This is a genomic window from Streptantibioticus silvisoli, assembly GCF_027947535.2.
Classification (GTDB): Bacteria; Actinomycetota; Actinomycetes; order Streptomycetales; family Streptomycetaceae; genus Streptantibioticus_C; species Streptantibioticus_C silvisoli.
This window is the reverse complement of record NZ_JAAGKO020000016.1, coordinates 16,100-40,724: the sequence shown is the minus strand read 5'-3', so window position 1 is coordinate 40,724 and position 24,625 is coordinate 16,100. Positions and strand designations below refer to the sequence as shown.

The window sequence follows — 24,625 nt, the reverse complement described above, 5'->3', positions numbered from 1 at the left end:
GGACCGCCCGGGCCGCCGTCCACCGTGCCAACGGTCCGACGGCTCAGCGGCCGCCGTTGTAGGGCCCGTACGGGCCGTCGCTGCTGCTGCCGGTACCGCGCCGCCGGACCGCGCCGCCGGTGATCTCGCGCAGCGCCGGGCGGACGTCGACCATGTAGACGATGGTGGCGATCACACCGATGATCGGCAGGAAGCTGAGCAGCGGTATGAAGTAGGCCACGACGGCCGCCACGCCCAGGATGATCATCCAGAACGGCTTGGTCTTCTTGTCGGCCGCCCGGTACGCGTCCGGTCGGCGCACCGCGGCGTCCACGAACGCGAAGACGGCGAACGCGGCCAGGGCGAGCTGCACCCAACCGAGGACGCTGTAGAAGTTCTGCACCAGCAACCCGTTCACCCCTCCACCCTCGTCGTGCCGCGTCGTGAGACGCCGGCGGTCATCCCCTACCCGGTCGGGTCCTTCGTACAACCGGCCGGGCATCCGTACAACGGGCCGGGCACCGGGAGAGTGCCCGACCCGCCGTACGACTTCTCCGTTTCGCCCGTTTGGGTCAACCGAACGGCGAACGGGCTGGAGCCTACTTGCCCTGACCGGCCTTGCGGCCCTGGCCCGGCTTGGCGGCGCCGTTGCGCGCGGCCGGCTTGGCGGCGACGGTCGGGGCCGGCTCGACGACGGGCTCCGGCTCGATGGTGACGGCCAGGTCCTGCACGCCGTCGGCGGCGTCGCCGCGCCAGGTGCGGACCGCGCCGCGGCCGCGGTCGACCAGGCCGTTGTAGGTCTCGCCGGCCAGGACGGCGTACTCGGCGGCGCGGCCGACCTGCTGCATCGCGAACTCCTGGGCGTCGTCACGCAACTTGCGCAGGTCCAGCTCGACCCCGCCGAAGACCTCGGTCAGCCGGGCCTGGACGTCCTTGGCCTGCCGGGTGACACGGTCCTGGACGACCTTGGGGTCGGTGGCGCGGACCTTCTCCAGCCGGCCCGGGGCTTCGTCGCGCAGCTTCTCCAGCAGCGGCTGCACCTCGCGCAGCTTCTCGGCCGCGAGATCGACGGTGCCGGCCGCCGCGTAGAACGGCGTGGTGTCCGTCAGAGCCTTGCGGACGTTGTCGGTGATCGCCATGAGGGTCCTCCGATAAGGCGTGCTGGCGTTATGGATCCCGTACGGGGACGAACGGGGTCGAGCGGTGTACGTGATGATGCGGGGCGTGAGGGGCGTCAAGCCGGTCAGGCGCCCACGACATCGTCGCCTTCGCGACGCTTTATGACGCGTTCATCCTGATTGTGCTGCTTTTCTCTCGCCGGGATGGCCTTCAGCGCGCGGGAACGCGCCACGACGGTCTCCGCGACCGCGTCGGCCACCTTCGCGGCCGCCTTCTTGGCCGCCGCCTTCTTCTGCCCGGCCCGCCCGGCCCCGGGGCCCTGCCCGGCCGGACGCGCCGCCGTCCGCCTCGGCGGCGCCGGGGGCCTCGCCGGCACCGGTACGGCGTCGGCCGCGGCGGCGTTCTCGCGGCGGAACGACTCGTAGATCTGCAGCAGCACCTGCTTCTGCTTCTCGTTGATCGCGGCGTCGGTCAGGATCGCGGTCCGTACCTCGATCCCGTCCCGGTCCCGCTCGTCGAGGATTCCCGCCTGCACGTACAGCGTCTCGGCGGAGATGCGCAGCGCCTTCGCCAACTGCTGAAGGATGTCGGCACTCGGCTTGCGCAGCCCCCGCTCGATCTGGCTGAGATACGGGTTCGACACCCCGGCCGCGTCCGCGAGCTGACGCAACGACAACTGCGCGTTGCGCCGCTGCTCCCGCAAGTACTCGCCGAGGTTTCCGACGTTGAGCGTTCCCATGCCTCGACCGTGCCACGCACTGCTAACTTTTGCAAGCACACTGCTTGCAAGTGTGTCACTCGAACGGCGCCGAGACGCATCTGACCAGCGCGATCGGGGATACGCACACCGCACGATCCGCTGCCCCCGCGGCCACACGACGAGATCCGGGTGCCGCCCGGCGGATCCGCGGCCCGGCGTCCGGCGGCGCGCACGGCTCACGTCGGGCCGGGAAAAACGGCGGTACACGTCACGAAGACCGGGGCGCTGACGCGTGCCCGAGGTCACGTCATACGGCGGCTCACGTCCCGTGGACGTCACGTATAGCGGGCGGCGGCACGTCATGAGAGGCGAACGGTCGGAGGCCGTGCGTGACCCGTCGTTCACGTGGCATCTCCGCCGGTGAACGTGCCGGTAGGGTGGTCAACGCACGGGCCTGCGACCGGCCCGCGGAGCCGAGGAGGTGGGACCCATCAGCGCAGGTGCAAGCTGGGTGCTCACGTCCGGCGGCCATGGAGGCGGCCGGGTGTAGGGGTCGTCCCGCCGGTACACGGCGGACGCACGACCGCGGGAGCGCCTCACGTTTTCCGGGAAGGCTCTCATGTCGGCTACGCCGTCCGTTCTTTCGTTCTCCCTCATCGTCGGCAGGCTCCGGGGCGCCGGGTGCGTCTTCGCCGAGGACGAGGCCGAACTGCTGCTGTCCACCGCGCCCGACCAGGCCGCGCTGGCCGCCATGGTCGTACGGCGCGAACAGGGCGAACCCCTCGAACACGTCCTGGGCTGGGCCGAGTTCGACGGAGCGCGCTACGCGGTGGATCCCGGCGTGTTCGTGCCGCGCCGCCGCACCGAGTTCCTCGTCGGCCGTGCCGCCGCACTGGCCCGGGACATCACGCGGCCCGTCGTGGTCGACCTGTGCTGCGGCTCCGGCGCGATCGGCGCCGCCCTGGCGGCCCGGCTGGACGGCGCCACCCTGCACGCCTGCGACATCGACCCGGCCGCGGTGCGCTGCGCGCGTCGCAACGTGGCCGGCGTCGGCGGCGTCGTCCACCAGGGTGACCTGTACGACGCGTTGCCGCAGTCGCTGCGCGGGCGGATCGACGTCCTGCTGGCCAACGTGCCGTACGTGCCGACCGGGGCGATCGCCCTGCTCCCGCCGGAGGCCCGCGACCACGAACCCCTCGTGGCGCTGGACGGCGGCGCCGACGGGCTCGCCGTCATGCGCCGGGTGACCGCCGCCGCGCGGGACTGGCTGGCCCCCGGCGGACACCTGTTCGTCGAGACGAGCGAACGCCAGGCCCCGCACGCCGTCGACGCCTTCACCCACGACGGCCTCAGCGCCCGCCTCACCGCCTGCGACGAACTGGGCGCCACCGTGGTCCACGGCACCCGTCCGACCGCCTGAGCGACGCTCCTGACCGTCGGGGGCGCCATGGTTCGGGGCCCCCGACGGCAGCCGCGACCAGCCGCGTTCCGCCCGGCCGCGGGCCTGTGCGGGCGGAGACCTGAGCGGGCGCGGGCCTGTGCGGGCGGAGAAGTCCGGGGCTGGTGGGAGGGGCGGGCGGCGCGGGCGCGTTACGTACCGCTTGTCGACGGGCGAGGCCGAGCCGGTGCCGTCCGCAGAGCGTCCCGCCCCCGGCCGCGTACGACGGGATCAGGGCACGGCGTCGCGGCGTACGTCACGTCGCAGCCGTTTTCGCAACCGTCGCCGGTCCCCGTTGACTCTCACCCGGGGTGAAGCACGAGCATCCGTGGGCGGGGGCGGCCGGGAGGTGGCGTGGGAAGAGTGACGATCGGGGAGTTCGCACGGGCGAGCGGGCTGTCGCCGAAGGCGTTGCGCCTGTACGACGATCTCGGACTGCTGCGGCCGGCGTACGTGGATCCCGCCAACGGGTACCGGTTCTACGAGGACGGGCAGCTGGAGCAGGCGCGGCTGGTGGCGTGGTTGCGGCGGCTGGGGATGCCGTTGGCGCGTATTCGTGACGTATGCGCGCTGGAAGGCAACGAAGGGGCCCGCGCGGTGAAGGAGTTCTGGGCACGGGCGGAGAGCGATCACGCGGCGCGGCGCGGGATGGCGGCGTTCCTGACCGACCACCTCCAGGCGGAGCCCGAACGTTCCCGGCCGCCGATGGGACTGCGGTACGCGGGACTGAGCGACCGGGGAAGGTCGCGCGAGACCCACCAGGACGCGGTATACGCGGGCCGCGCGGTACTGGCGGTGGCGGACGGGTTCGGGCCGTACGGAGAGGCGGCCGGAAAGGCCGCCGTGGAGGTGATGGGCCGGGTCGACCTGGCCGGGCTGGCACCGCAGGCCGTTCCGGGCGCGCTGCGTGACGCCGTCGAGGGGGCACGGGCCGCCGTGGTCACGGCCGTCAGGGCGGCCGGCCGCGCGGCGGGCGGGGAGGAGGGTTCCGGGGGCGAACGGGCCGGGTCCGCGGGCGAACGGGCCGGAGAGGGACGGTTCGCAGGCGCCGGGGAGGAACGGGCCGGAGGCGAGGGGGCGGAGGAGGAACGGGCCGGAGAGGACCCGGCCGGAAGTGAACATGCCGGAGGCGAACGGGCCGGGGAGTCGGGAAGCACCCTGACCGCGCTGTGCTGGACTGGGTCGCGGCTGGCGCTGCTGCACGTCGGCGACGGCCGGGCGTACCTCCTGCGCGGCGGACGGCTTTCGCGCCTCACCGAGGACCACACGCTGGTGGGGTTCATGGTCGAGGACGGCCGCCTCACCCCGGAGGAGGCCGCCGCGCATCCGCAACGGGCTTTGCTGCTGAGGGCGTTGGCGGACGACGGGCCGCTGCCGTCGTCCGCCGATACCCGGCTGCGACACGTGCGGCCCGGTGACCGGTACCTGGTGTGTACCGACGGACTCTCGGCCGTCGCGGCGGAGGAGGACATCCAGCGGGTCCTTGCCGCAGCCGCCGGACCACGGCACGCGGTACGCGAACTCGTGCGCCTCGCCCACACCTTCGGCGCGCCGGACAACATCGCCTGTGCGGTGGCCGACGTCGTCGTGGAACGGAATTCGGCCGGACCGGGCGCGGGGCGTACCGGCTGACGGATGCACCGCCGCCGGGCGGAGTGACCGGGACGAAGCGGACGCCGACCGAGCCGAAAAGCCGTTCATCATCCGATCCCAGGCGATCCATTATCCGACCCGAGGCCGTCCATTATGCGACCCGAGGCCGTTCATCATCCGATCTGAAGAGGAGCGCGCATGTCCCGGGCCTTCCGGCACCTCTACGTCACCCGGCACGGCGAGGCGTCCCGCGCGGGAGTGCTGACCGCGAACGGCGAGCGCCAGGCGATCCTTCTGGGTGAACGGCTGCGGGGCGTCCCGCTGGCCGCGGTCCACCACGGACCGCTCCCCCGGGCCCGCCGAACCGCGGAACTGATCATCGGAGCACTCGGCGACCGGTTCACCGGCACGGTCCACGAGTCCGCCGAGGCGGGCGACTACGTGCCGTACGTCCCCCGGCCCGGCGAGCTGCCCGCCGACTCGGTGGAGACGCTGACCCGCTTCGTCAGCCTGACCTCCACCGAGGAACGCGAGCGGGGGCCGGCGCTGGCCCGGGCCGCGCTGCGCGGGTTCACCGGTCCGGTGGACGGGGATCAGCCGCGCCACGAGCTCCTCGTCACCCACAACTTCCTCATCGGCTGGCTGGTCCGCGCCGCCCTCGACGCGCCCGACTGGCGGTGGCTCGGGGTGAACCACTGCAACGCCGCGTTGACGGTGATCCGGTACGCGCCGGGCACCCCGGCCTCGGTCATGATCTTCAACGACATGGCCCATTTGCCCCCTGACCTGCGGTGGACCGGATTCCCACCGGAGCTTCGCCCTGAGCCGGACGGCTTCGCGGGCCCCACGCCGGTCTCCGACTGATGTCAGTGGGCCGACCTACGGTGCGGTTATGACGTCCACCACGGCGAAGGTCACGGGGGGCGCGGCAGGCCGGGAGCCACTGCCGCGCCCCTACACGGCGTGGCTGGCGGCGTTGCTGGGCTCAGTGCTGAGGGGCCCGGGTTTCCCGTGGGCGCTGAGGGTGTTGGGGGTGCTGGGCGGCGCGGTTTGGCGGGCGCCGGGGAGAGAGGGTCTGACGGCGGTCGGCCGCCGACGCCGGAGGATCGGTAAGGCGGCGGTGAGGAGCTGCCGGCGCTGTCGGCGCTGCGCACGAAACGGCTTGGCGGCCGGCATCTCACCGGATGCGTGCGCTGCCGTAGCGGCCGGAGATTACATATCGGGCCCCGGTGCTGCGGTGGCCGGTTGCGGGACCGGGCAGGCCGGGACGCGGATGGGAACGGGGACGGCGATGGGGACGGGAAGGGGAACGGGAACGGGCGGAGTCAAGGCAGGTCGGGAACGGCCGGGTCAGGTACGGGCAGTCGGGAACCTACGGAGAGGAGTCATATGGAGGGCATCATCAAGGCCGCCTAGCGCGGCGCGATGCGATGCGACGCGGCGGGGACGGTGCGGCTGCTGAGGACGAGGCCGTACCCGGACGCGGGGCGAAGGCTGCCCTGCGACGGGAACGTCCTGGGCACCGGTGCGAAGGCTCGACGTCTGCGCGGTGGTAGGCGCCAGCCACCGCGCTGACCGAAGCACCGCACGGGCGCTCACGCCCCGGCGCCCGAGGCAAGGCACCGCCCTGCCCGCAAACCACCGCGCCCCAAAGCACCACACCGCCAGCGCACCACACCACACCCGACCGCGCCGGCGCCGCGCCCAACCGCGCCGCGTTCCACCGCCCCCACCGTCCGAGCCCCTCAGCCCCCCAGCCCCATCGCCCCGCCGACCGCCGCGCCGCTCAAGTCACCGCACCGTGCGCACGCGACACCGCACCGCCCAAGTCACCGCACCGCCAACCACCACCCCACCTCTTGCCCCTGCCCCGCCCTTGCCTGCCTCCTCCCCGCACCCCCGACACACCGCACCGCCCGCAACCTCCCGGACGGTCGGCATCCCCCGGTGCGAAAAACGTCGGCATCCCCCCGGAGCGAAAAGCGCTGGCGTCTCCCGGAGGGAGAGGGGCCGGCGGGCCCCGGAGGGGAAAAGGGCGGGTGGGGTTGGTCCGGTGTGGGTCTGGATCGTGTCCGTGTGCACCAAAATCTTGCCCAATTCCGGATGGGGTGGACCGGGAAGGCCCAGTCCGACCTGCGGATATCGGCTTGGGACGGTGAATCGGGCTGTGGCAGGGGCCCGGTCGCGTTGGTAGCTTCGCCCGCATGGACGTGCGGATGGTCGACGCCGGTGAAGTCCGGTTGGCCTGCCGGGTGTCGGGGAACCCCGACGGGGCCGCGGTGGTGCTGCTGCACGGGCTCGGCAAGAGCGGAGCCGACTGGGACGCGGTGGCCGGCGAGCTCGGCCGCCATCGCCGGGTGTACGCGCCCGACCTGCGGGGTCATGGCGACAGCGACCGGCCGGGGAGGTACTCGTTCGAGCTGATGCGCGACGATCTCGGCGCGATGCTGAAGGCGCTGGAGCTGGAACGGGTCTCGCTGGTCGGGCACTCGATGGGCGGGGTGGTGGCGTACCTGTACGCGTCCGAGCATCCCGAACGGGTGGAGCGGCTGGTGCTGGAGGACGTTCCGCCGCCGGTGGCCCGGGAGCGGGCGGTGCCGGAGCGGCCGGACGGGGTGCCGGGCTTCGACTGGGACGTGGTGGCGCCGCTGCACGCGCAACTGGCCGACCCGGCGGAGGACTGGCAGGCGGGGCTGGACGCGATCACCGCACCGGCGTTGCTGCTGGGCGGCGGTCTGCGCAGCCACGTTCCGCAGGACCAGATAGCCGCGATGGCGCGCCGGCTCAGTCGCGGGTGCCTGGTGACGATCCCCTGCGGTCATGAGATACACGCCGCCAGACCGATGGAGTTCGCGGCCACGCTCGACGGGTTCCTGCCCGGCGGCGCGCCGGGCCCGGCAACGGGCGGCCACGGCGTCTGACGTTCGGACCGCGCGGTCGTCGGGCGACGTCAACTCGGTACCGTATGCAGCCCGTTGCGGCCCATCGCTCCAACTTGCCCCGATGGCACGTCCGATGACTCCGGTCACCTCAACCGGCGCTGGCCACAATGCCGTTGAATGCGTCAGCCCCAACCGGCTTGCAGGCTTGCGCCGTTGCCCACGGTCGTCTCAACCAGCCTTCGCCCAGAGCCCGTTGACCGCGCCCGTTCCAACCCGTGTTCACCTGAAGCCCGTTGACCACGCCCATCCCAACCCGTCTCCGCCCGAAGCCCGTTGACTCCCTCCGCCTCAACCGCCGTCCGCCCGAGACCCGTTGACCGCGCCGGCCCCAACAGCCCTCCGTCAAAGAAACGTTGCCCCCGCGACTCCCCTACCGGCTACCGACTACCGACTACCGGCGGAACGCCTCGACGTTGTCCGTCACCCAGCGTTCGAAGGTGCGGGCGGGGCGGCCGGTGACGTTCTTGACGGCGTCGGAGACCACTCCGGTGCGGGCGGGGTCGGCGTTGGACCAGTCGAGGATCGCGTCGGCGACGGGTTCCGGGACGCCGTTGGCGGTCATGGCGGCCAGTGCCTCGGGGCGGGTGAGTTCGACGTACCGCAGGTGGCGGCCGATGGCGTGGCCGATGATGTCGAGCATCTGCGGCGGTGTCAGCGCCTCGGGGCCGGTGACGTGGTGGACGGCGCCGTCGTGCGTGCCGGTGTCGTCGAGCAGGGCTGCGGCGGCGACCGCGGCGAGGTCGTCCTGGTGCACGGGGGCCGACACGGAGGTGGCGTTGGGGCCGCGGACCGCTCCTGAGGCGTGGATCTGCCCGGCCCAGTCGAGGGTGTTGGTGGCGAACATCCCGCCGCGCACGAAGGTCCACCGCATCCCGGAGGCGACGACGGCCTGCTCGACGACGGAGTGCATGTGGGCGATGGCGTTGTCCGCGTCCTCGGCGGTGCCGGTGACGCCGGCCGACGACAGCAGCACCGCGCGCGGGACGCCGGCCGCCGCGGCGGCCTCGACCAGCCGGACGCAGGTCGGGGCGCCGCCGGCCGCCAGGTTGACGAAGAGGGCGTCGGCGCCGTCGAACAGCGGCCCGGGGTCGTCGGCGGCCAGGTCGGCGCGGTAGGTGCCGGCGGCGGCCGGCAGCCCGGCCTTGTCCGGATCGCGGGTCACGGCCCGTACCGGTGCGCCCTGGGCGAGGAGCTGGTCGACGAGTGCGCGGCCCACATGTCCGCTGGCTCCGGTGACGACGATCACGGGCGATGCCTTTCTCACGGTGCGTCAGATGACGCGCCCACCCCCGCCACGGGTCAGAACGTGTCCGGGCACCAGGGCCGGCGCGAGGTACGCAGCAGGAGGTCGGCGCGGGCGGCGGCGCCGGGGCGCAGTTCGGTCACCCTGCCCAGGGCGGCCAGCCGCACCGCCGACTCGTCTCCGAGGTAGAGGGTGCCCAACTCGGCGATGTCCATGGCCAGATCGGCGTCCTCGGTGGTGGCGGTGGCCGTGCTGCCGCCGGGTTCCGGTGAGGCGTCGAGCCGGAACGTGCCGTCCGCGTACCCGGCGGGGTCGCGCAGCCGCAGCACCAGCGAGCCGGTCGTGTTGTAGGTGCGGGCCGCCAGCGTGGTGGGCACGTCGAGCACGCGCAGCCACATGTAGTCGGTCTGGGAGTCGACGGTGGCGGCGCGCGGGTCGCCGAGCAGCAGCGGCAGCACGTCGTCGCAGGCGCGCAGCCCGGTCCGCAGCCGCCACAGCCAGTCCATGGACAGCGCGTACCGCCACAGCGCGGTCTCGGCCTGCGGGGTGGCGAAGTCGCCCCGGTCGACGGTGAGGGTGTTGTCGGGCATCTTGCCCGCCCACGCGCTGTCGTCGACCGTGTAGGTCAGCAGCCCGTCGACCCGGCCGGAGGCGTCGCGGTAGACGGCGAAGAACGGCTCGCGCCAGGTCCCGCCCGGGTCGGGCAGGTCGCCGGTGAACGAGCGCCACCAGGTCTCGGTACGGGCGTTGGCACCGGGGGTCGCGCGCCGCACGCGGTCGAACAGCTCCGGTCCGACCGCGCGGACCTCCGCCGGGGTGACCAGGTCGATCCGGCTGCCGTCGGCCGGCCGCGGAGCCGGCGTCCTGGCGCGGGCGATGTCCACCGACCACTGGGTGGTGCCGGCGGCCGGGCCGAAGCCGTAGCGCCCGTAGATCCGGTATTCGGCGGCGATCAGGATGGCGACCGGCTCGCCGCGGCCGACGGCGGCGGCGAGTTCGATGTCCATCATCCGGGTGAGCAGGCCGCGCCGCCGGTGCGTCGCGGTGACGGTCACCCCCGTCACCCCGCTGGCGGGCAGCGTGGCGCCGCCCGGCACGGTCATCTCGCGCGGGATCGAGCGGAACGTGCCGACGATCCGGCGGCCGTCGAAGGCGGCGAGAGTGCGTTCCGGTTCGATCAGCATGTTCCGTGCCGCGTCGAGCGCCTGCTCGTCGGTGTACGGGCCCGAGCGGAGGAAGCCGCGGTTCACTCCCGCGACGAACTCGGGGGCCTCGGCAGCGGTGATGTAACGGATCTCGGCTTCGGAACTCATCGGCATGGCGGCAGGCTAGGCGCCCGGGCGCCCCCGGGCACCACATTTTCCCCGCCCCGGCCACGTCCGAACCGGCCGGCCCCACCACGGTTCCGCCACGGCCCCGCCGACCACGCTCCGGGGGTGAAGCCTCCGACCCACCGCCGAAGGCTCCGGCCAGCCACTGAAGGCTCCCGCCAGCCACTGAAGACCTCACCGCCGAAGGCCCCCTCCGCCCACCGCCGAAGACCCTCACCGCCGAACGCCGAAGGCCCTCACCGCCGAAGACCCTCACCGCCGAACGCCCTCACCGCCGAAGGCCCCCTCCGCCGAAGACCCCCTCCGCCGAACGCGAGAACCGCGTGTCAGAACGCCGCGCGGACCTCGCCGACCTTCACGCCGGCGCCGAGCAGCGGGGAGTCGCCGATCTTCCGCAGGACGCGGTCGTCGAGGCCGAGGCGTTCCAGGGCGCGGGCCAGTACCGGGCCGACCGCGCGGGTGGCGCCGTCCTCGATCTTGAACGCCAGCGCCCGCCCGTCCGGCAGCGCGACCGCCTGCACGGCCTCCGCGCCGACCTTGGACAGCACGCCGGGCAGCTCCCGCATGAGCCAGGTGTCGTGGCGGCGGGTGCCGGCCACGTACTCGGGGTGGGCGCGCATCGCGTCGGCGACCTTGCGGGCGGTGCTGCCCTGCGGCGCCAGCACGTAGGAGCGGAAGGCGCCGGCCAGCGCGGTCAGGCTCAGCGACATCAGCGGCGCGCCGCAGCCGTCGGTGCCGAGGTGGGCGACCGGCTCGCCGCCCATCTCGGTGACGACGTCCAGCACGAGCCGCTGGAGCGGGTGGCCGGGGTCGAGGTAGCTGTCCAGCGGCCAGCCGTTGGCGGTGCAGACGGCGAGCATCGCGGCGTGCTTGCCGGAGCAGTTCATCAGCACCGGCTGCGGACCGCCGCCGGCCCGCAGCCAGGCGTCGGCCGCCTCGCGGTCCAGCGGCAGGTCGGGCGGGGTGCGCAGCGCGGACTCCGGAACGCCGGAGTCGGCGAGGATCTGCCGGACGCCGGCCAGGTGGAACGTTTCGCCGGAGTGGCTGGCCGCGGCCAGCGCGAGCAGCGGGCCCTCCAGGGCGAGGCCGGCCCGCAGCATGGCGTCGGCCTGCATCGGCTTGTTGCTGGAGCGCGGGAAGAGCTGGGAGGTCACGTCGCCGAGCGAGAACTCCACGGTGCCGTCCGCGCCGAGGATGACCAGCGCGCCGCGATGCCGTCCCTCGGTGAAGCCGGACCTGACGACCTCGGCGAGCACCGGCGGCGCGGTGGCGGGGTCGGCGGCGGGTATGGGCGCGGCGGTGGAGGTCATCATCGGCCTTCCGGGGTCGGGTGGTGCGCCGGGGGTGGCGCGACGGGCCCCCGCGGTCGCCGGGTCGCTGAAGCGGTGCCGCCGCCGGCCCCGCCGGGCGGCCGGCGGCCCGGGTTCCCGGGCGCCGCGCCCGGTCAGCCGCCGGACAGCAGGTCGTCGATGTGCGCTTCACCCTCACGGTACCTGCGGGTGATCTCGCCGCTGCACCCGTCCACCGTGGCCTGGAGCGCCCGCCTGCGCCGCGAGACCTCCTGCTCGTGGCGGACCAACAGGGCCATGGCGGACCGCAGTTCGCCGTCGGTACGGGCTCCGAGGTCGGACAGTTCGACGTCGCCGAGCATCTCGTCGGCCAGTTCTCGGTACTTCTCGCTGGTCGGAGTGCCCAACGTCACATGCCGGGCGGAGGAGCGGAACTGCGGCGGGCCGTCGGTGAGGATCTCCGGCAGCCGGTCGAGCACCGGGCTCTCCGGGGCGCTGCGGGTGGCGAGTTCGGCGCGCAGGATGTCGATCCGGCCCTGGAGCAACCGCCGCAGGTAGGACAGTTCGGCCTCCTCCTGCTGGGCCTCGCGGCGCCAGACCCGCAGGTCGGGCAGGGCGGCGGCGGCCAGGGTCTCGTCCGGGGCACCGTCGAGGGCGGCCGCGTGCGGGGCGCGCGGCCGCGGCGTGCGGGGATTGACTGCGTCGGCCTGCAACATGGGGCCTTCCTCGGTCCGGGCTGGGTCAGCCGCTACGGTCGCCGGCTTGCGGTTCGGCGGGTCGGGGCCCGGGGCGGGCCGTGGGCGGGGGCGGGGCCGGGCGGATGCGGCGGCACCGGGCGACTTCCTCGCAACAGATCGTGCCACTGCCCGGGGACACCGCGCAGCGACTCTGCACCCGAACGGCCCCGGCTCTCTTGAGTTCGGCTTCCCCTACCGGGCGCACGCGCGGGGGCGCGCGGCGGCCGGATTCACCCCTGCGGGTGGTGTCCGCCGCGGGCCGGGCGGGCATGGCGCACCGGGCACAATGGTGGCCATGCGAGCCGTAGCCCAGCGGGTGACCGAAGCAGCCGTGACCGTCGGCGGCGAGACCGTCGGCAGGATCACCGGACCGGGACTGTGCGTCCTGGTCGGCGTCACCCACGACGACACCTCCGCCAAGGCCGGGCTGCTGGCACGGAAACTGTGGTCGCTGCGCATCCTGCCGGACGAGCGGTCCTGCTCCGACATCGACGCGCCCCTGCTGGTCATCAGCCAGTTCACGCTGTACGGCGACCCGCGCAAGGGCCGCCGTCCCACCTGGAACGCGGCGGCGCCGGGCGACGTCGCCGAACCGCTGGTCGACGAGGTGGTCGCCCGGCTGCGGGACCTCGGCGCACACGTGGAGACCGGCCGGTTCGGCGCCGACATGAAGGTCTCGCTGGTCAACGACGGTCCGTTCACCGTCATCGTGGAGGTCTGACCCCGCGCACGCCGGCCCCGCACGCCTCGCCGCACGCCTCACGCCGACGCTTCACGTCAACGCCGCACGCCTCACGCCGCCCGCGTGGCGACGCCGCACGCCTGACGCCACCCCGCACGCCGCACGCCGACGCCTCACCCCACCCCGTAAGCCCCACGCCGCACCGCAGGCCACCCCCTCACGCCTCGACGACGACCTCCTGGTTGGCCGGGACCGTGCCGGCCAGCAGGAGGGCGTCGGAGGGGGTGTTGCGCTTGATGACGGCCAGCGCGATCGGGCCCAGCTCGAAGTGCCGGGCGGAGGAGGTCACGGTGCCGGCCGGGCGGCTGTCCGGGCCGTCGCCGGCGAGCCGGACCGGGGTGCCGTGGCCGGGCAGCGAGACGTCGGAGCCGTCGAGGTGCAGGAAGACCAGGCGGCGCGGCGGCCGGCCCAGGTTGCGCACCCGGGCGACGGTCTCCTGGCCGCGGTAGCAGCCCTTGTCCAGGTGGACGGCCGACTCCAGCCAGCCCAGTTCGTGCGGAATGGTGCGGTGGTCGGTCTCCAGGCCGAACCGGGGCCGGTGCGCCTCGATCCGCAGCGCCTCCAGCGCCAGCACGCCGATCGGCCGGCCCGCGGCGGCGAAGACGTCCGCCAGCCGTTCCCGGGGCAGGAAGACGTCCCGGCCGGCCGCGGTCTCGCGCACCGTGGAGCCGGCCGGCACCTCGGCGATCGAACCGGCCGGCAGGTGGACGACGGCGTGCGTGCCGGTGGCGTCGGCGACCTCGACCCGGTAGTAGAACTTCATGCTCTCCAGGTAGGCCAGCAGCCCGCCCTGGGTGCCCGGCTCGACGTGGATCCAGGTGGTGGTGCCGTCGTCGACCAGGTAGAGGGCGTGCTCGATGTGACCGTGGGCCGACAGCACGAGCGCCTCGGTGGCCCGGCCGGGCGGCAGGTCGCTGACGTGCTGGGTGAGCAGCAGGTGCAGCCAGCTGAGCCGGTCGGAGCCGGTGACGGTGATGACGCCGCGGTGCGACAGGTCGACCACCCCGTCGCCGGCCGCCAGGGCACGTTGCTCGCGGAACAGGTCACCGTAGTGGGCGGCGACGCCCTCGTCGGGGGCTTCGGCGGCCACCGCGCCGGGCAGCGAGAGCAGGGGACTCTTCGTCATGGCCCAAGCCTACGACCCGGATTCCCCCGGCGGGCCGGGCGTGCCGTCGCCGGCTTCGCGGGCGCAGTCGGCGCAGCGGCCGTAGATCGCGAAGTGCCGCACGTCGGTCTCGAACCCGAAGTCGGCGCGCAGCCGGTCGGCGAACGGGCCGGCCACCGTCACGTCGGCCTCCAGCACCTTGTCGCAGTCCCGGCAGACCAGGTGGATGTGGTGGTGGCGGTCGGCGAGGTGGTAGGTGGGCGAGCCGTGCCCGAGGTGGGCGTGGCTGACCAGGCCGAGTTCCTCCAGCAGCTCCAGCGTCCGGTAGACGGTGGAGACGTTGACCCCGCTGGCGGTGCGGCGCACCTCGCCCAGGATGGCGTCCGGGGTGGCGTGCCCCAGCGTCTCCACAGCCTCCAGCACCAGCTGTCGCTGCGGCGTCAGCCGGTAACCGCGCTCACGCAGGTCCTTCTGCCACTCGGTGGTCACCACGGGTCAAGTGTAGGGAACGCGGCCGCCCCGCCGTCGCGGAAGCGGCGGGGCGATCACCGTCGCGCGGGCGGCGGGGCGGGGAGGCCGGGGTCCGGGCCCGGAAGCGGCGGGACGGGGTCCGGGGGCGGGCGTCCGGAGCGCCGAGGGGCCGGGTGCCGGTCTACTTGAAAAAGGCGATTCCGTCGTCCGGGAGGTCCGTGAGGTCCTTGGCCCACTCGCTCGGGTCGACGACCTTCTTCAGGTGGGCCGACATGTACGGGCGCAGTTCGACCTCGGGCGTCGACTTCTCGCCGACCCACATCAGGTCGCTCTTGACGTAGCCGTACAGCCGCTTGCCGCCGGAGTACGGCTCCGCCGAGCCGAGCCGGGCCACCGCGTCGGTGACCAGGTCGATCTGCGGCTTGCCCGCGGCCAGCTGGCCGTACCAGATCTCGATGACGCCGCCGTCGCGGGCCATCGCGATCTCGATCTTGCGGTCGCCGTCGATCCGCCAGTAGCCGCTCTCGGTCTCCAGGGGCGCCGTCTTCTTGCCGTCGGCGTCCAGGACCCAGGAGTGCGAGGCGTACTCCAGGAACGGGCGGCCGTCGTGGGTGAAGGTGACCTCCTGGCCGAAGTTGCACTTCTCGGCGCCGGGGAAGTCGAACACGCCGGCGCCCTGCCAGTTGCCCAGCAGGAAGGCGATCGGGAGCAGGTCCGGGTGGAGGTCGGAGGGGATCTCGATCATGAGGTCAGCGCTGGCCCTGGAAGAGCTTCTTCACGGACAGCCCGGTGAAGGCCAGGACCGCGATGGCGACCAGCACCAGCAGGGTGGTGAAAAAATCCTCAAGCACGTCGGTGCTCCTCAGCGGACGGTAGGCGATGGACCTCGGACCAGCACCGAGTCTAGTGCGCCGCCCGGCCGGGCGGGCAGTCGGGCCCGGGCCGCGTGGGGCCCGCCGCACCGGCCCGCGATCCGCCGGCCGGCGCCGGAACGCGGCGGGGGCGGTGCCCCGCGCGGCGTACGCTGACCGCGTGACGAAGCGGCTGGTGATCAAGGTGACGGCGGGGGCCGACGCGCCCGAGCGGTGTTCGCAGGCGTTCACGGTGGCCGCGGTCGCCGTGGCCAGCGGGGTCGAGGTGTCGTTGTGGCTGACCGGTGAGAGCGCGTGGTTCGCGCTGCCGGGGCGGGCGGCGCAGTTCGACCTGCCGCACTCCGCGCCGCTCGCCGACCTCATCGACGCGATCCTGGCCGGCGGCACCCTCACCCTGTGCACCCAGTGCGCCGCCCGGCGCGAGATCACCGGCGACGACGTGCTGCCGGGGGTCCGCATCGCCGGCGCGCAGGTCTTCGTCCAGGAGGCGATGGCCGACGGCGCCCAGGCGCTGGTGTACTGACGACCGCTCCGGCGAGGCGCGAAGGGACGGCGTCCAGGAGGCGGCGTGCGGCGGACGGCGTTGCGGTGAGAGCGGACGGCCTCCCGGCGGCGCCCGACGGGCCGTCACCGGCAACGGCCGCGCTGCCGGTCGGCGAACGGCCCGCGCCGGCCTTCAGGAACCCGAACCCGAATCGTCGCCCGGACGGTAGGGGTGGTCGCGGTAGCGTTCCTCGGCCCGGCGGCGCTCATCGGCGCGCAGCTCATCGGCCCGGCGGCGCTCCTCGGAGCGGCGTTTCTCCGCCCGGTCCAGGGCGCTGCGCTCGTCGTGGCGCCAGGAGTCGTCCTTGGGCTCGTCGTCGAGCCAGGCGTCGTGCGGCTCGTCCCACCAGTAGTCGTCCGGGCCGCGGCGGTTGGCGACGATGGCGGCCACCGGCGGGATGACCATCGCCACGACGCACATGCCGACGGCGGCCGGCACGGACCAGATCCGTACGACCCCCCAGGCCAGGACGAACAACGTCACGCAGACGATCATCATGGCGATGTACCGGTGCTTGCGCCGCGTGTACATGTCGTCAACGGTACGACTCCGCGACGCCTACGGCGAGGGCCGCGCCCCGAGCGGTGGGGTGCGGCCCTGTCCGGCTGACCGTACGGGCCCGTGCGCGGCCCGTACGCCGTGCGTCACACCGCGATCGCGACGTCCGCCGCCGAGCCGCGCTGGGCGACGACGGTGCGGTCGACCGTGCTGCCGGGCACCAGCGCGCGCAGCGTCCAGGTGCCGGGAGCGGCGAAGAACCGGAACTGGCCGGTCGCCGAGGTGGGGACCTCGGCGGTGAACTCGCCGCCGCCGTCGAGCAGCCGCACGTAGCCGGAGACCGGCTCACCGTCGCGGGTCAGGGAACCCTGGATGATCGTTTCGCTCGCCACGTCGACGCCCGCGAGTTCGGGGCCGCCGGCCTTCGCTCCACACATGTTTCTTCCTTAAGCCTTGAAGGTCGGGGGCCGAGCCCCGCGGGTCGGTGCCCGGGACCGTGCCGCGCGGCACGGTCCCGGCCGGTGACGCGAGGGGTACGCGTCAGTTGGCGCCCAGCTCGATCGGCACGCCGACCAGCGAGCCGTACTCGGTCCAGGAACCGTCGTAGTTCTTGACGTTCTGCTGGCCCAGCAGCTCGTGCAGCACGAACCAGGTGTGGGCGCTGCGCTCACCGATGCGGCAGTAGGCGACGGTGTCCTTCGACAGGTCGACGCCGGCCGTCTCGTAGATCTCCTTCAGCTCGTCGTCGGAGCGGAAGGTGCCGTCGTCGTTGGCCGACTTCGACCACGGGATGTTGCGCGCGGTCGGGATGTGGCCGGGCCGCTGCGACTGCTCCTGCGGCAGGTGGGCCGGGGCGAGCAGCTTGCCGCTGAACTCGTCGGGGGAGCGCACGTCGACCAGGTTGAGCGAGCCGATCGCCTTGACGGCGTCGTCGCGGAAGGCACGGATCGAGGTGTCCTGGGCCTGCGCGGTGTACTGGGTCTCGGCGCGCGTGGGCACCGCCTCGACCAGGTCGCGCGAGTCCAGCTCCCACTTCTTGCGGCCGCCGTCGAGCAGGCGGACGTCGCGGTGGCCGTAGAGCTTGAAGTACCAGTACGCGTAGGCCGCGAACCAGTTGTTGTTGCCGCCGTAGAGCACGACCGTGTCGTCGTTGGCGATGCCCTTGCCCGACAGCAGCTTCTCGAAGCCGGCCTGGTCGACGAAGTCGCGGCGGACCGGGTCCTGCAGGTCGCGCTTCCAGTCGATGCGGACGGCGTTCGTGATGTGGTTCTTCTCGTACGCCGACGTGTCCTCGTCGACCTCGACGATGACGACCTTCGGGTCGTCGATGTGGGCCTGGACCCAGTCGGCATCGACCAGTACGTCGCTGCGGCTCATGTGGTGTCTCTCCTCCGGGGCAGTTTCGGCGAGTGGAGCGGGCACGCGGTCACACGCACGGGCAGGGCGCGGTGGCGCGCTGTGCCGGAAAGAAGGAGGGGCGGCGGCCGGTCGCGGGACGCGCCCCGGCCGGACGGGCCGGGAGCCTCGCGGACCCGGGGAACCCCGGAACCCCTTGGAGAACGTGGACGGCGCGACGGGCGCGCGGTCCTGCGGGGGCCGGGAAGCCGCTCCTTCAGGACGTGCGACAGAGCATGGCGGCCACGCGGCACAGATCGACTGCCCGCCGCTTCGTGAGATCCGCCTGTCGCTTCATGTACCCGATCGTAAGGAAGCATCGGCCCGGGTGTCACCGGTGTGTCAGGATTTGAGACACGACTGCCCGAATGGCGGACGGCCCGATCACCGGCGCTGGTGGGAGGGGCGCGGGGCGGGCGCTGTCCGGTCACAACGGCCGCAGCGGTGGACACCGACGTCTCACCCTCCGGACGCGACCGCCCTGACCTGCGAAAACCCCCGGAACGCGGCGGTGGAACGCGGCGAACGGCCCGGCGGAGAACCCGGCCCGCCGGCCGCCGCGGCCACCGCAGGCCGCCCGCGCGATCCCGGAGGCCGCCCGCCGCGATCCGTGGAGCTGCCCGCCGCACACTCCGGAGGCTGCCGCCGAAGACCCCCCGGGAAGCACTCGCCGCGGACCCCGGGAAACCGTCTCCGGATCAGTTGTTGAGGCTCACGTGGTGCCCGGTCAGGGTGAACACCATGCCGGCCGACGTGGTCCGGACCGACGCGAGGGTGATGCCGGACGGCAGGCCGTACAGCGTGCTGGTGAAGTCGGCCTTGCTGGCGATCAGGTCGTCGAGGTAGGGGATGCCGGTCTTCGGGATGCTGCCCGCCTTCAGCCGGACGGCGTCGCCGCCGGTGACGCTGACCCCGGCGGTGACGCTGCGCTTCAGCGCCGAGATCCCCGGCACGGCGAAGGTGACCTTGACCTGGGCCTGCCCGGACGCGTTCGTCCCGCCGTAGCCCACGGTCGCGCCGACCGGTGCGGCGGCCGACAGGTCGGCGTAGCTGACCAGCGCGGAGCCGGTGGCGGTGTCGGCGACGAAGTTCTGGAAGTCGCCGGACAGCCGCACGTCGTGCAGGTCGGCGGACAGGTGGCTGATCCGCAGCCGGGTGGAACCGCCCGCGGTGCGCTGGGCGGCCTCCAGGCCGTCGGCGGTCACCGTGACCTCGTTCAGCCGCCGGCCGAGCACCTGGGTCAGGAACGGGAAGCCCTTGATGTCCACCGACGGCGCGGCGGACAGCCCCTGCGACGTCTTGATCTGCTGGGCGGCGCGATGCTCCGCGTAGGAGACCGCGATCCGGTCGGCGGCCACGAACAGCCCGGCCAGCACGACCACCAGCACCACGAGTACCCGGACCCAGCGCAGCCGCATGCCGTCCCCCGTCTCCCTGTCGCGTTCCCTGTGGTCTTCCCCGCCCGCGGGCGGGCTCCCGCCGCGGTCCCCGGCCGCGTCCCGGTCGGCACCGCGGGCGACGGCCGGACGCCGGGAGCCTATCCGCTCGCGGCGCGGGCATCCGGACGTCCACCGAACTCCCCCGCGGCCGGACCGCCGCCGGGGCCGCCCCGGGCTACTTCGCCAGCAGCCAGGCCGTCGTCCACACCACCGGCGCGGCCACGGCCAGCGGCAGGGCGACACCGGCGGTGAAGTGCACGAACCGGGACGGCCAGTCGTAGCTGGCGACCCGCAGGCCGATCAGCGCGCACAGTCCGGCCGCCGCCGCGACCACCGTCCAGGACACCGGCCAGCCCGCCAGGTGGACCGTGCCGTAGCCGGCCGCCGCAGCCGCCAGCAGCGACACCACCACCGACACCGGGCCGGGCAGCCGCACCGAGCGCACCAGCGTGGCCACCGCGACCGCGACCGCGCCGACGACGACCGGGTGGCCGCCCTGCGCCAGCAGGCCGGCCGCCAGCACCGCCAGCAGCGTCGAGGCCGAGGTCGCCGTCAGGGACGACAGCCGCTCGTCGGGACTGCCGTGGTGCCGCATCTGCTGCACCACGATCAACGGGATCCACACCCCGAGGGTGCCCATGATCACGCCGGGACCGCGGTCGGCCGGCGCGATCAGCAGCGCCACGTCGGCCACCACACCGGCCAGGAAGGCCAGCGCGATGCCCTGCCGGGCCGGCCACATGCCGTTCAGCCGGAACCAGCCGGCCGCCGTCACCGCCTGGAGCAGCACCGCGGCCACCGCCAGCGCCGGCCGGCCCAGCAGCGCGCCGCCCGCGGTCAGCGCGGACAGCGCCACCGTCAGCAGCGCGGGCTGGAGCCCCGGCGGGATGATCGGCGAACCGGTGCGGTGCGCGGAGACCGGCGCGGCCCCCTGCCCCGCCGGACCGGGTGCCCCCGCCGACGGCACGGGCTGTTCCCCGGCCGGCGGCAGCGGCTGCCCGTACGCCTGCGCGCCGTAAGCCTGCGGGGGGCGCCCGTCGTACGCCGGCGGCCGGGCGCCGTGGCCCTGCGGATGCCCGTCGTACGCCTGCGCCTGCGGCCGGCCCTCGTACGTCTGCTGCGTGCCGTACGCCTGCGGCCGGGCCCCGTAGGACTGCTGGCCCTCGTACGCCTGCTGCTGGGCGCCGTACGCCTGCTGCTGACCGTCGTAGGTGTGCGGCTGGGCGCCGGGGGCCTGCGGCGGCTGCTCGGGGGGCCGGGTGCCGTGCGGGCGGCCGCCGGGGTACGGCTGCTGCGGGGTCGGTGTCGTCATGCGGTGGGGCTCACCCTCCGGCGAACGGCGGGAGCACCTCGACGGTGCCGCCTTCGGCCAACGTTACGGTCGCGTGGTCACGGGTGCCGACGGGTTCGCCGTCGACCAGGAAGGAGCAGACGCCCAGCACCTGGGCGAACCGCGGCCGGTCGGCGTGCCGCTCGCGGGCCGCCGTCAGCGCGCCGGCCAGCGTCCGCGCGCGGTACGGCTCCTGCGCGGTGCCGGCCTCCGCCCTGGCCGCCGCCCAGTAGCGGATCAGCCCGCCGGGCTCCTCCGCCGTTCCGCCGGCCGTCATGGCGGCTCCCTCCACGAGATCTGGGTCCTTCGGTTGCTCGGCGCGCGGACCCGTCAGGACCGCCGCGCGGTCCATGATGACCCCTCCGGCGGCCGGGACGGCAACGCGCCCGGTCCGGCCGGTGCGGCGGTGCGGGCCCGCACCCAGTCGCCGACCCGGCGCAGCAGCTCGGGGGCGGCGGCGTTCTCCGCGTGGCCGAAGCCGCGTTCCACCCACAGGTCGGCCGCGCCGGGGGCGGCCGCGCGGGCCAGCGACAGCGGGTGGTCCAGCGGGAAGTACGGGTCCTGGTCGCCGTGCACGATCAGCAGCGGCACCGGTGCGATGAACGGCACCGACTGCACCGGCGACGGCGGCACCGGGTCCCAGTCGCGGCCGACGATCCGCGTGCGCAGCCCGTAGCGCGACACCAGGCGCCCGGCCGGCCGGGTCACCGCCCAGTTCAGCCGGCGCATGGCGGCGGTGCCGCGGTAGTACCAGCGGGCCGGCGCGCTCACCGACACCACCGCGTCCACCGGTTCGACGACCCCGTCGCGCCCGGCCGCGTGCCGCAGCACCACGGAACCGCCCATGGAGAAGCCGACGGTCGCCACCGTGCGGTACCCCAGCCGGCGCGCCCAGCCGACCGCGGCGTCCAGGTCCAGCACCTCCAGGTCGCCGACGGTCGAACGCCCGCCGGAGGTGCCGTGGCCGCGGAAGGAGAACGTCACCACGCCGCCGTACGTCCGGAACTCGCCCACCGCGCGGCGGACCGCGGGGCGTTCCAGCGCGCCGCTGAAGCCGTGCGCGACCACCAGGCACAGGTCGGGACCGGCGCTCCCCGCAGGGTCCGCGGCGTCGTGCGCGGCGGCGATCCGCACCCCGTCCGTCGTCAGCAAGGTGTGGCGAAACGATCTCTTTCGGGTGGTGTTCCGGCCACCGCGCGTGATCGAGGAAACAGTCGGTGATCCGGGCGAGCCCTGCCAGCCAGCGTCCATGTCGGCTATTCTTCTAGGTCAAGAGGACTCGGGCACTGTCGCCCCCGGGTCCTTTCGTGCTTTCCGGGCCGGAAACCTGTCATGGACGGGCACGAACCGATCAGGAACCGGAGCCGGGAGACCGAAGTACCACCGAGCACCACCGAGTACGCACGAGCACCACCGAGTACGAAGCGTGACTGCCTCGCCGGGACCGAGGAGGACTTTCGCGGATGAGCGAACGCACGAGCCAGGGGTCGCCGCACCTGACGACCGGAGCCAACCCGAGTATCGGCACGACCCACCGGAGCCGGCGGACGACGGAGCCCGCCGCGACCCATACGCCCACGACTGACGGGAGCGGCCGGTGAGTTCTCTTCTCCTGCTGACCAACGCCCTGCAACCCTCCACCGAAGTCCTGCCCGCGCTCGGCCTGCTGCTGCACAGCGTGCGGGTGGCGCCGGCCGAGGGCCCGGCACTGGTCGACACCCCCGGCGCCGACGTCATCCTCATCGACGGCCGCCGCGACCTGCCGCAGATCCGCAGCCTGTGCCAGCTGCTGCGCTCCACCGGCCCCGGCTGCCCGCTGGTGCTCGTGGTCACCGAGGGCGGCCTGGCGGCGGTCACCGCCGACTGGGGCATCGACGACGTCCTGCTCGACACGGCGGGGCCGGCCGAGGTCGAGGCCCGGCTGCGGCTGGCCACCGGCCGCCAGCAGATCGGCGGCGAGGACAGCCCGCTGGAGATCCGCAACGGCGACCTGTCGGTCGACGAGGCCACCTACAGCGCCAAGCTCAAGGGCCGGGTGCTGGACCTGACCTTCAAGGAGTTCGAGCTGCTGAAGTACCTGGCGCAGCACCCGGGCCGGGTCTTCACCCGCGCCCAGCTGCTCCAGGAGGTCTGGGGCTACGACTACTTCGGCGGCACCCGCACCGTGGACGTCCACGTGCGGCGGCTGCGCGCCAAGCTCGGCCCCGAGCACGAGTCGCTGATCGGCACCGTGCGCAACGTCGGCTACCGCTTCGTCACCCCGGAGAAGCCGGAGAAGTCCGACAAGCGCGCCGAGTCCTCGGGCCGGCGGGCGGAGAGCACGGACCGGCGCTCGGAGAAGAAGGACGGTGAGGACCGCGGCGAGGACCCCGGACCGGCCCGCCCCGGGACCGCCCCGGCCGGTGCGCGCACCGGCGGTGAGACGGCCGGCGGCAGCGGCGGTGCACACGCGTAGACTGCCCGCGTGCCCAAGGTGACGCGCGACGACGTGGCGAGACTGGCCGGGACCTCGACCGCGGTTGTCAGTTACGTCATCAACAACGGTCCGCGGCCGGTCGCCCCGGCCACCCGTGAGCGCGTGCTCGCGGCCATCAAGCAGCTCGGCTACCGCCCGGACCGGGTGGCCCAGGCGATGGCCAGCCGCCGCACCGACCTCATAGGCCTGGTGGTGCCCGACGCGCGGCAGCCGTTCTTCGCGGAGATGGCGCACGCGGTCGAACAGGCGGCGGTCGAGCGCGGCAAGATGGTGCTGGTCGGCAACTCCGACTACCTCGACAGCCGTGAGGTGCACTACCTGCGGGCGTTCCTGGGCATGCGGGTCTCCGGGCTGATCCTCATCAGCCAGGGGCCCAGCGAGCACGCGGCCACCGAGATCGACGCCTGGGACGCCCGCGTGGTGCTGCTGCACCGGCGCCCCGAGGCGATCGACGACGTCGCGGTGGTCACCGACGACATCGGCGGCGCCATGCTGGCCACCCGCCACCTGCTGGAGCACGGCCACGCCTACGTCGCCTGCCTCGGCGGCACCGAGAAGACCCCGGTGCTCGGCGACCCGGTCACCGACCACGTCGAGGGCTGGCGCCGCGCGATGCGGGAGGCCGGCCTCAGCCTGGAGGGCCGGCTCTTCCAGGCCCCCTACAACCGGTACGACGCCTACCTGGTCGCGCTGGAACTGCTGAGCCGCCCGGACCGGCCCACCGCGATGGTCTGCGCGACCGACGACCAGGCCATCGGCCTGCTGCGGGCGGCCCGTGAGCTGCGCATCGACGTGCCCGGCGAGCTGGCCGTCGCCGGTTTCGACGACGTGAAGGAGGCGGGGCTGACCGACCCGCCGCTCACCACGATCGCCTCCGACCGGCAGGCGATGGCCCGCGCCGCGGTCGACCTCGTCCTCGACGAAGGCGTCCGCGAACCCGGCGTCGCCCCCGAGCGCCTGCGGCAGTTCCCCTCCCGCCTGGTCATCCGCCGCTCCTGCGGCTGCGGCTGACGCCCGGGTCACGCTCCACGGGTCACGCCGTCCAGCCCGACACCGCGCGCCTTGTTGTACGGCGGCAGGTCGCGCAGCGCCGGGACGCGCAACGCCTCGATCCGGCCCCAGCGGGCGGTGGCGGCGCCCAGCGAACGCGGCCCGGGGCCGGCGGCGCAGCACCGGGTCCGCCAGGTCAGCACGGACTCGGCGCGGCGGGCGACGGCGGTGGCGGTCATCCGTCCATGATGGCTGCGGTGGCGGTCGTCCGTTCATGACGACGGCGGTGACGGTCGTCCGTTCACGACGTCCGCGGCGGCCGAACGGCGTTGCGGTACAGCGCGGGTGACCGGCGGCGGTCCGGCCGGGGGTGCCAACGGCCGCCCGGTGGC

At 73.8% G+C, this 24,625-nt stretch carries 26 protein-coding genes and 1 pseudogene; 8 read left to right on the top strand and 19 right to left on the bottom strand.

Translation table 11 applies throughout. The features are described from left to right. Positions 1-43: 43 nt before the first annotated feature. From POF43_RS13200 to POF43_RS13190, 3 genes are all read right to left on the bottom strand, one after another. On the bottom strand, positions 44-388 hold the full coding sequence (locus POF43_RS13200; RefSeq protein ID WP_271315943.1) for a DUF2516 family protein: 345 nt from the start codon (positions 386-388) through the stop codon (positions 44-46). A gap of 190 nt (positions 389-578) precedes the next feature. After that, positions 579-1,118: a hypothetical protein gene (locus POF43_RS13195; RefSeq protein WP_271315938.1), complete on the bottom strand. Its 540-nt coding sequence runs from the start codon at positions 1,116-1,118 to the stop codon at positions 579-581. Between the two features lie 104 nt (positions 1,119-1,222). Further along, a complete protein-coding gene (locus tag POF43_RS13190; RefSeq protein WP_271324271.1) occupies positions 1,223-1,837 on the bottom strand; it encodes a helix-turn-helix domain-containing protein in 615 nt (204 codons plus the stop codon). 580 nt (positions 1,838-2,417) lie between these two features. Here POF43_RS13190 and POF43_RS13185 point away from each other — a divergent pair. The 4 genes from POF43_RS13185 to POF43_RS13170 all read left to right on the top strand — a co-directional run bounded on the left by POF43_RS13185 (position 2,418) and on the right by POF43_RS13170 (position 7,750). Beyond that, positions 2,418-3,218, top strand: coding sequence for a putative protein N(5)-glutamine methyltransferase (locus tag POF43_RS13185; RefSeq protein WP_271324272.1), 801 nt, complete (start codon positions 2,418-2,420; stop codon positions 3,216-3,218). 372 nt (positions 3,219-3,590) lie between these two features. Further along, positions 3,591-4,868 carry a MerR family transcriptional regulator gene (locus tag POF43_RS13180; RefSeq protein ID WP_282704564.1) on the top strand — a complete coding sequence of 426 codons (1,278 nt, stop codon included), beginning with the start codon at positions 3,591-3,593 and terminating at the stop codon, positions 4,866-4,868. 159 nt (positions 4,869-5,027) lie between these two features. Further along, the gene (locus POF43_RS13175) at positions 5,028-5,693 is read left to right on the top strand and encodes a histidine phosphatase family protein (protein ID WP_271325705.1); all 666 of its coding nucleotides are present in this window, start codon (positions 5,028-5,030) and stop codon (positions 5,691-5,693) included. A 1,340-nt stretch (positions 5,694-7,033) separates the two neighbouring features. Further along, positions 7,034-7,750 carry an alpha/beta fold hydrolase gene (locus POF43_RS13170; protein ID WP_271325414.1) on the top strand — a complete coding sequence of 239 codons (717 nt, stop codon included), beginning with the start codon at positions 7,034-7,036 and terminating at the stop codon, positions 7,748-7,750. A 412-nt stretch (positions 7,751-8,162) separates the two neighbouring features. Here POF43_RS13170 and POF43_RS13165 read toward each other — a convergent pair whose 3' ends face one another. The 4 genes from POF43_RS13165 to POF43_RS13150 all read right to left on the bottom strand — a co-directional run bounded on the left by POF43_RS13165 (position 8,163) and on the right by POF43_RS13150 (position 12,350). Then, the gene (locus POF43_RS13165; protein ID WP_271325415.1) at positions 8,163-9,017 is read right to left on the bottom strand and encodes an NAD(P)H-binding protein; all 855 of its coding nucleotides are present in this window, start codon (positions 9,015-9,017) and stop codon (positions 8,163-8,165) included. A 53-nt stretch (positions 9,018-9,070) separates the two neighbouring features. Further along, positions 9,071-10,327: a GNAT family N-acetyltransferase gene (locus POF43_RS13160; RefSeq protein ID WP_308217738.1), complete on the bottom strand. Its 1,257-nt coding sequence runs from the start codon at positions 10,325-10,327 to the stop codon at positions 9,071-9,073. Between the two features lie 344 nt (positions 10,328-10,671). Next, the gene (locus tag POF43_RS13155) at positions 10,672-11,655 is read right to left on the bottom strand and encodes an asparaginase (RefSeq protein ID WP_271325811.1); all 984 of its coding nucleotides are present in this window, start codon (positions 11,653-11,655) and stop codon (positions 10,672-10,674) included. A 134-nt stretch (positions 11,656-11,789) separates the two neighbouring features. Then, on the bottom strand, positions 11,790-12,350 hold the full coding sequence (locus POF43_RS13150; RefSeq protein WP_271325810.1) for an RsiG family protein: 561 nt from the start codon (positions 12,348-12,350) through the stop codon (positions 11,790-11,792). 316 nt (positions 12,351-12,666) lie between these two features. Between POF43_RS13150 and dtd the strand changes: the two genes are divergently transcribed. After that, the gene (gene dtd / locus POF43_RS13145) at positions 12,667-13,092 is read left to right on the top strand and encodes a D-aminoacyl-tRNA deacylase (RefSeq protein ID WP_271326098.1); all 426 of its coding nucleotides are present in this window, start codon (positions 12,667-12,669) and stop codon (positions 13,090-13,092) included. Between the two features lie 178 nt (positions 13,093-13,270). On the opposite strand, the gene ygfZ is transcribed toward dtd, so the two are convergent. The 3 genes from ygfZ to POF43_RS13130 form a co-directional block, all read right to left on the bottom strand. After that, positions 13,271-14,239 (bottom strand): CAF17-like 4Fe-4S cluster assembly/insertion protein YgfZ, encoded by a 969-nt coding sequence (gene ygfZ / locus POF43_RS13140; RefSeq protein WP_271316296.1) that lies wholly within the window; start codon positions 14,237-14,239, stop codon positions 13,271-13,273. 9 nt (positions 14,240-14,248) lie between these two features. Next, a complete protein-coding gene (locus tag POF43_RS13135; protein WP_271316297.1) occupies positions 14,249-14,710 on the bottom strand; it encodes a Fur family transcriptional regulator in 462 nt (153 codons plus the stop codon). Between the two features lie 160 nt (positions 14,711-14,870). Continuing rightward, on the bottom strand, positions 14,871-15,434 hold the full coding sequence (locus POF43_RS13130) for a heme-binding beta-barrel domain-containing protein (RefSeq protein ID WP_271322936.1): 564 nt from the start codon (positions 15,432-15,434) through the stop codon (positions 14,871-14,873). A 287-nt stretch (positions 15,435-15,721) separates the two neighbouring features. Between POF43_RS13130 and POF43_RS13125 the strand changes: the two genes are divergently transcribed. Then, positions 15,722-16,084, top strand: coding sequence for a DsrE family protein (locus POF43_RS13125; protein ID WP_271322935.1), 363 nt, complete (start codon positions 15,722-15,724; stop codon positions 16,082-16,084). A 312-nt stretch (positions 16,085-16,396) separates the two neighbouring features. Here POF43_RS13125 and POF43_RS13120 read toward each other — a convergent pair. The 8 genes and pseudogenes from POF43_RS13120 to POF43_RS13090 form a co-directional block, all read right to left on the bottom strand. Beyond that, positions 16,397-16,636, bottom strand: a pseudogene (locus POF43_RS13120) (DUF3099 domain-containing protein); the annotation flags it as partial. Between the two features lie 113 nt (positions 16,637-16,749). After that, entirely contained in the window at positions 16,750-17,040 is a 291-nt protein-coding gene (locus POF43_RS13115; RefSeq protein WP_271313942.1) for a DUF1416 domain-containing protein, read from the bottom strand. A gap of 103 nt (positions 17,041-17,143) precedes the next feature. After that, positions 17,144-17,980 (bottom strand): sulfurtransferase, encoded by an 837-nt coding sequence (locus POF43_RS13110; protein WP_271313941.1) that lies wholly within the window; start codon positions 17,978-17,980, stop codon positions 17,144-17,146. Between the two features lie 235 nt (positions 17,981-18,215). Then, positions 18,216-18,296 (bottom strand): putative leader peptide, encoded by an 81-nt coding sequence (locus tag POF43_RS35135; RefSeq protein WP_350240574.1) that lies wholly within the window; start codon positions 18,294-18,296, stop codon positions 18,216-18,218. Between the two features lie 400 nt (positions 18,297-18,696). Next, positions 18,697-19,416 (bottom strand): LmeA family phospholipid-binding protein, encoded by a 720-nt coding sequence (locus tag POF43_RS13105; RefSeq protein ID WP_271322934.1) that lies wholly within the window; start codon positions 19,414-19,416, stop codon positions 18,697-18,699. A gap of 196 nt (positions 19,417-19,612) precedes the next feature. Next, complete coding sequence (locus POF43_RS13100) at positions 19,613-20,749, bottom strand: hypothetical protein (RefSeq protein WP_271322933.1); 1,137 nt, start codon at positions 20,747-20,749, stop codon at positions 19,613-19,615. A gap of 10 nt (positions 20,750-20,759) precedes the next feature. Beyond that, positions 20,760-21,044 (bottom strand): MoaD/ThiS family protein, encoded by a 285-nt coding sequence (locus tag POF43_RS13095; protein WP_271322932.1) that lies wholly within the window; start codon positions 21,042-21,044, stop codon positions 20,760-20,762. 53 nt (positions 21,045-21,097) lie between these two features. Next, on the bottom strand, positions 21,098-22,018 hold the full coding sequence (locus POF43_RS13090; protein ID WP_271322931.1) for an alpha/beta hydrolase: 921 nt from the start codon (positions 22,016-22,018) through the stop codon (positions 21,098-21,100). A 346-nt stretch (positions 22,019-22,364) separates the two neighbouring features. Between POF43_RS13090 and POF43_RS13085 the strand changes: the two genes are divergently transcribed. Then, the gene (locus POF43_RS13085) at positions 22,365-23,222 is read left to right on the top strand and encodes a response regulator transcription factor (protein WP_271313936.1); all 858 of its coding nucleotides are present in this window, start codon (positions 22,365-22,367) and stop codon (positions 23,220-23,222) included. Positions 23,223-23,231: 9 nt separating this feature from the next. Then, positions 23,232-24,254, top strand: coding sequence for a LacI family DNA-binding transcriptional regulator (locus POF43_RS13080; RefSeq protein ID WP_271322930.1), 1,023 nt, complete (start codon positions 23,232-23,234; stop codon positions 24,252-24,254). 8 nt (positions 24,255-24,262) lie between these two features. On the opposite strand, the gene POF43_RS13075 is transcribed toward POF43_RS13080, so the two are convergent. Continuing rightward, positions 24,263-24,472, bottom strand: coding sequence for a hypothetical protein (locus POF43_RS13075; RefSeq protein WP_271313934.1), 210 nt, complete (start codon positions 24,470-24,472; stop codon positions 24,263-24,265). Positions 24,473-24,625: the final 153 nt, after the last annotated feature.

What these genes read in the sequence shown, in the direction of transcription:
- POF43_RS13195 (WP_271315938.1), bottom strand. Translation starts at nt 1,118, where the DNA reads ATGGCGATCACCGACAACGTCCGCAAGGCTCTGACGGACACCACGCCG.
- POF43_RS13190 (WP_271324271.1), bottom strand. Translation starts at nt 1,837, where the DNA reads ATGGGAACGCTCAACGTCGGAAACCTCGGCGAGTACTTGCGGGAGCAG.
- POF43_RS13185 (WP_271324272.1), top strand. Translation starts at nt 2,418, where the DNA reads ATGTCGGCTACGCCGTCCGTTCTTTCGTTCTCCCTCATCGTCGGCAGG.
- POF43_RS13175 (WP_271325705.1), top strand. Translation starts at nt 5,028, where the DNA reads ATGTCCCGGGCCTTCCGGCACCTCTACGTCACCCGGCACGGCGAGGCG.
- POF43_RS13170 (WP_271325414.1), top strand. Translation starts at nt 7,034, where the DNA reads ATGGACGTGCGGATGGTCGACGCCGGTGAAGTCCGGTTGGCCTGCCGG.
- POF43_RS13160 (WP_308217738.1), bottom strand. Translation starts at nt 10,327, where the DNA reads ATGAGTTCCGAAGCCGAGATCCGTTACATCACCGCTGCCGAGGCCCCC.
- POF43_RS13155 (WP_271325811.1), bottom strand. Translation starts at nt 11,655, where the DNA reads ATGACCTCCACCGCCGCGCCCATACCCGCCGCCGACCCCGCCACCGCG.
- POF43_RS13150 (WP_271325810.1), bottom strand. Translation starts at nt 12,350, where the DNA reads ATGTTGCAGGCCGACGCAGTCAATCCCCGCACGCCGCGGCCGCGCGCC.
- dtd (WP_271326098.1), top strand. Translation starts at nt 12,667, where the DNA reads ATGCGAGCCGTAGCCCAGCGGGTGACCGAAGCAGCCGTGACCGTCGGC.
- ygfZ (WP_271316296.1), bottom strand. Translation starts at nt 14,239, where the DNA reads ATGACGAAGAGTCCCCTGCTCTCGCTGCCCGGCGCGGTGGCCGCCGAA.
- POF43_RS13130 (WP_271322936.1), bottom strand. Translation starts at nt 15,434, where the DNA reads ATGATCGAGATCCCCTCCGACCTCCACCCGGACCTGCTCCCGATCGCC.
- POF43_RS13115 (WP_271313942.1), bottom strand. Translation starts at nt 17,040, where the DNA reads ATGTGTGGAGCGAAGGCCGGCGGCCCCGAACTCGCGGGCGTCGACGTG.
- POF43_RS13110 (WP_271313941.1), bottom strand. Translation starts at nt 17,980, where the DNA reads ATGAGCCGCAGCGACGTACTGGTCGATGCCGACTGGGTCCAGGCCCAC.
- POF43_RS35135 (WP_350240574.1), bottom strand. Translation starts at nt 18,296, where the DNA reads ATGAAGCGACAGGCGGATCTCACGAAGCGGCGGGCAGTCGATCTGTGC.
- POF43_RS13105 (WP_271322934.1), bottom strand. Translation starts at nt 19,416, where the DNA reads ATGCGGCTGCGCTGGGTCCGGGTACTCGTGGTGCTGGTGGTCGTGCTG.
- POF43_RS13100 (WP_271322933.1), bottom strand. Translation starts at nt 20,749, where the DNA reads ATGACGACACCGACCCCGCAGCAGCCGTACCCCGGCGGCCGCCCGCAC.
- POF43_RS13095 (WP_271322932.1), bottom strand. Translation starts at nt 21,044, where the DNA reads ATGACGGCCGGCGGAACGGCGGAGGAGCCCGGCGGGCTGATCCGCTAC.
- POF43_RS13090 (WP_271322931.1), bottom strand. Translation starts at nt 22,018, where the DNA reads ATGGACGCTGGCTGGCAGGGCTCGCCCGGATCACCGACTGTTTCCTCG.
- POF43_RS13075 (WP_271313934.1), bottom strand. Translation starts at nt 24,472, where the DNA reads ATGACCGCCACCGCCGTCGCCCGCCGCGCCGAGTCCGTGCTGACCTGG.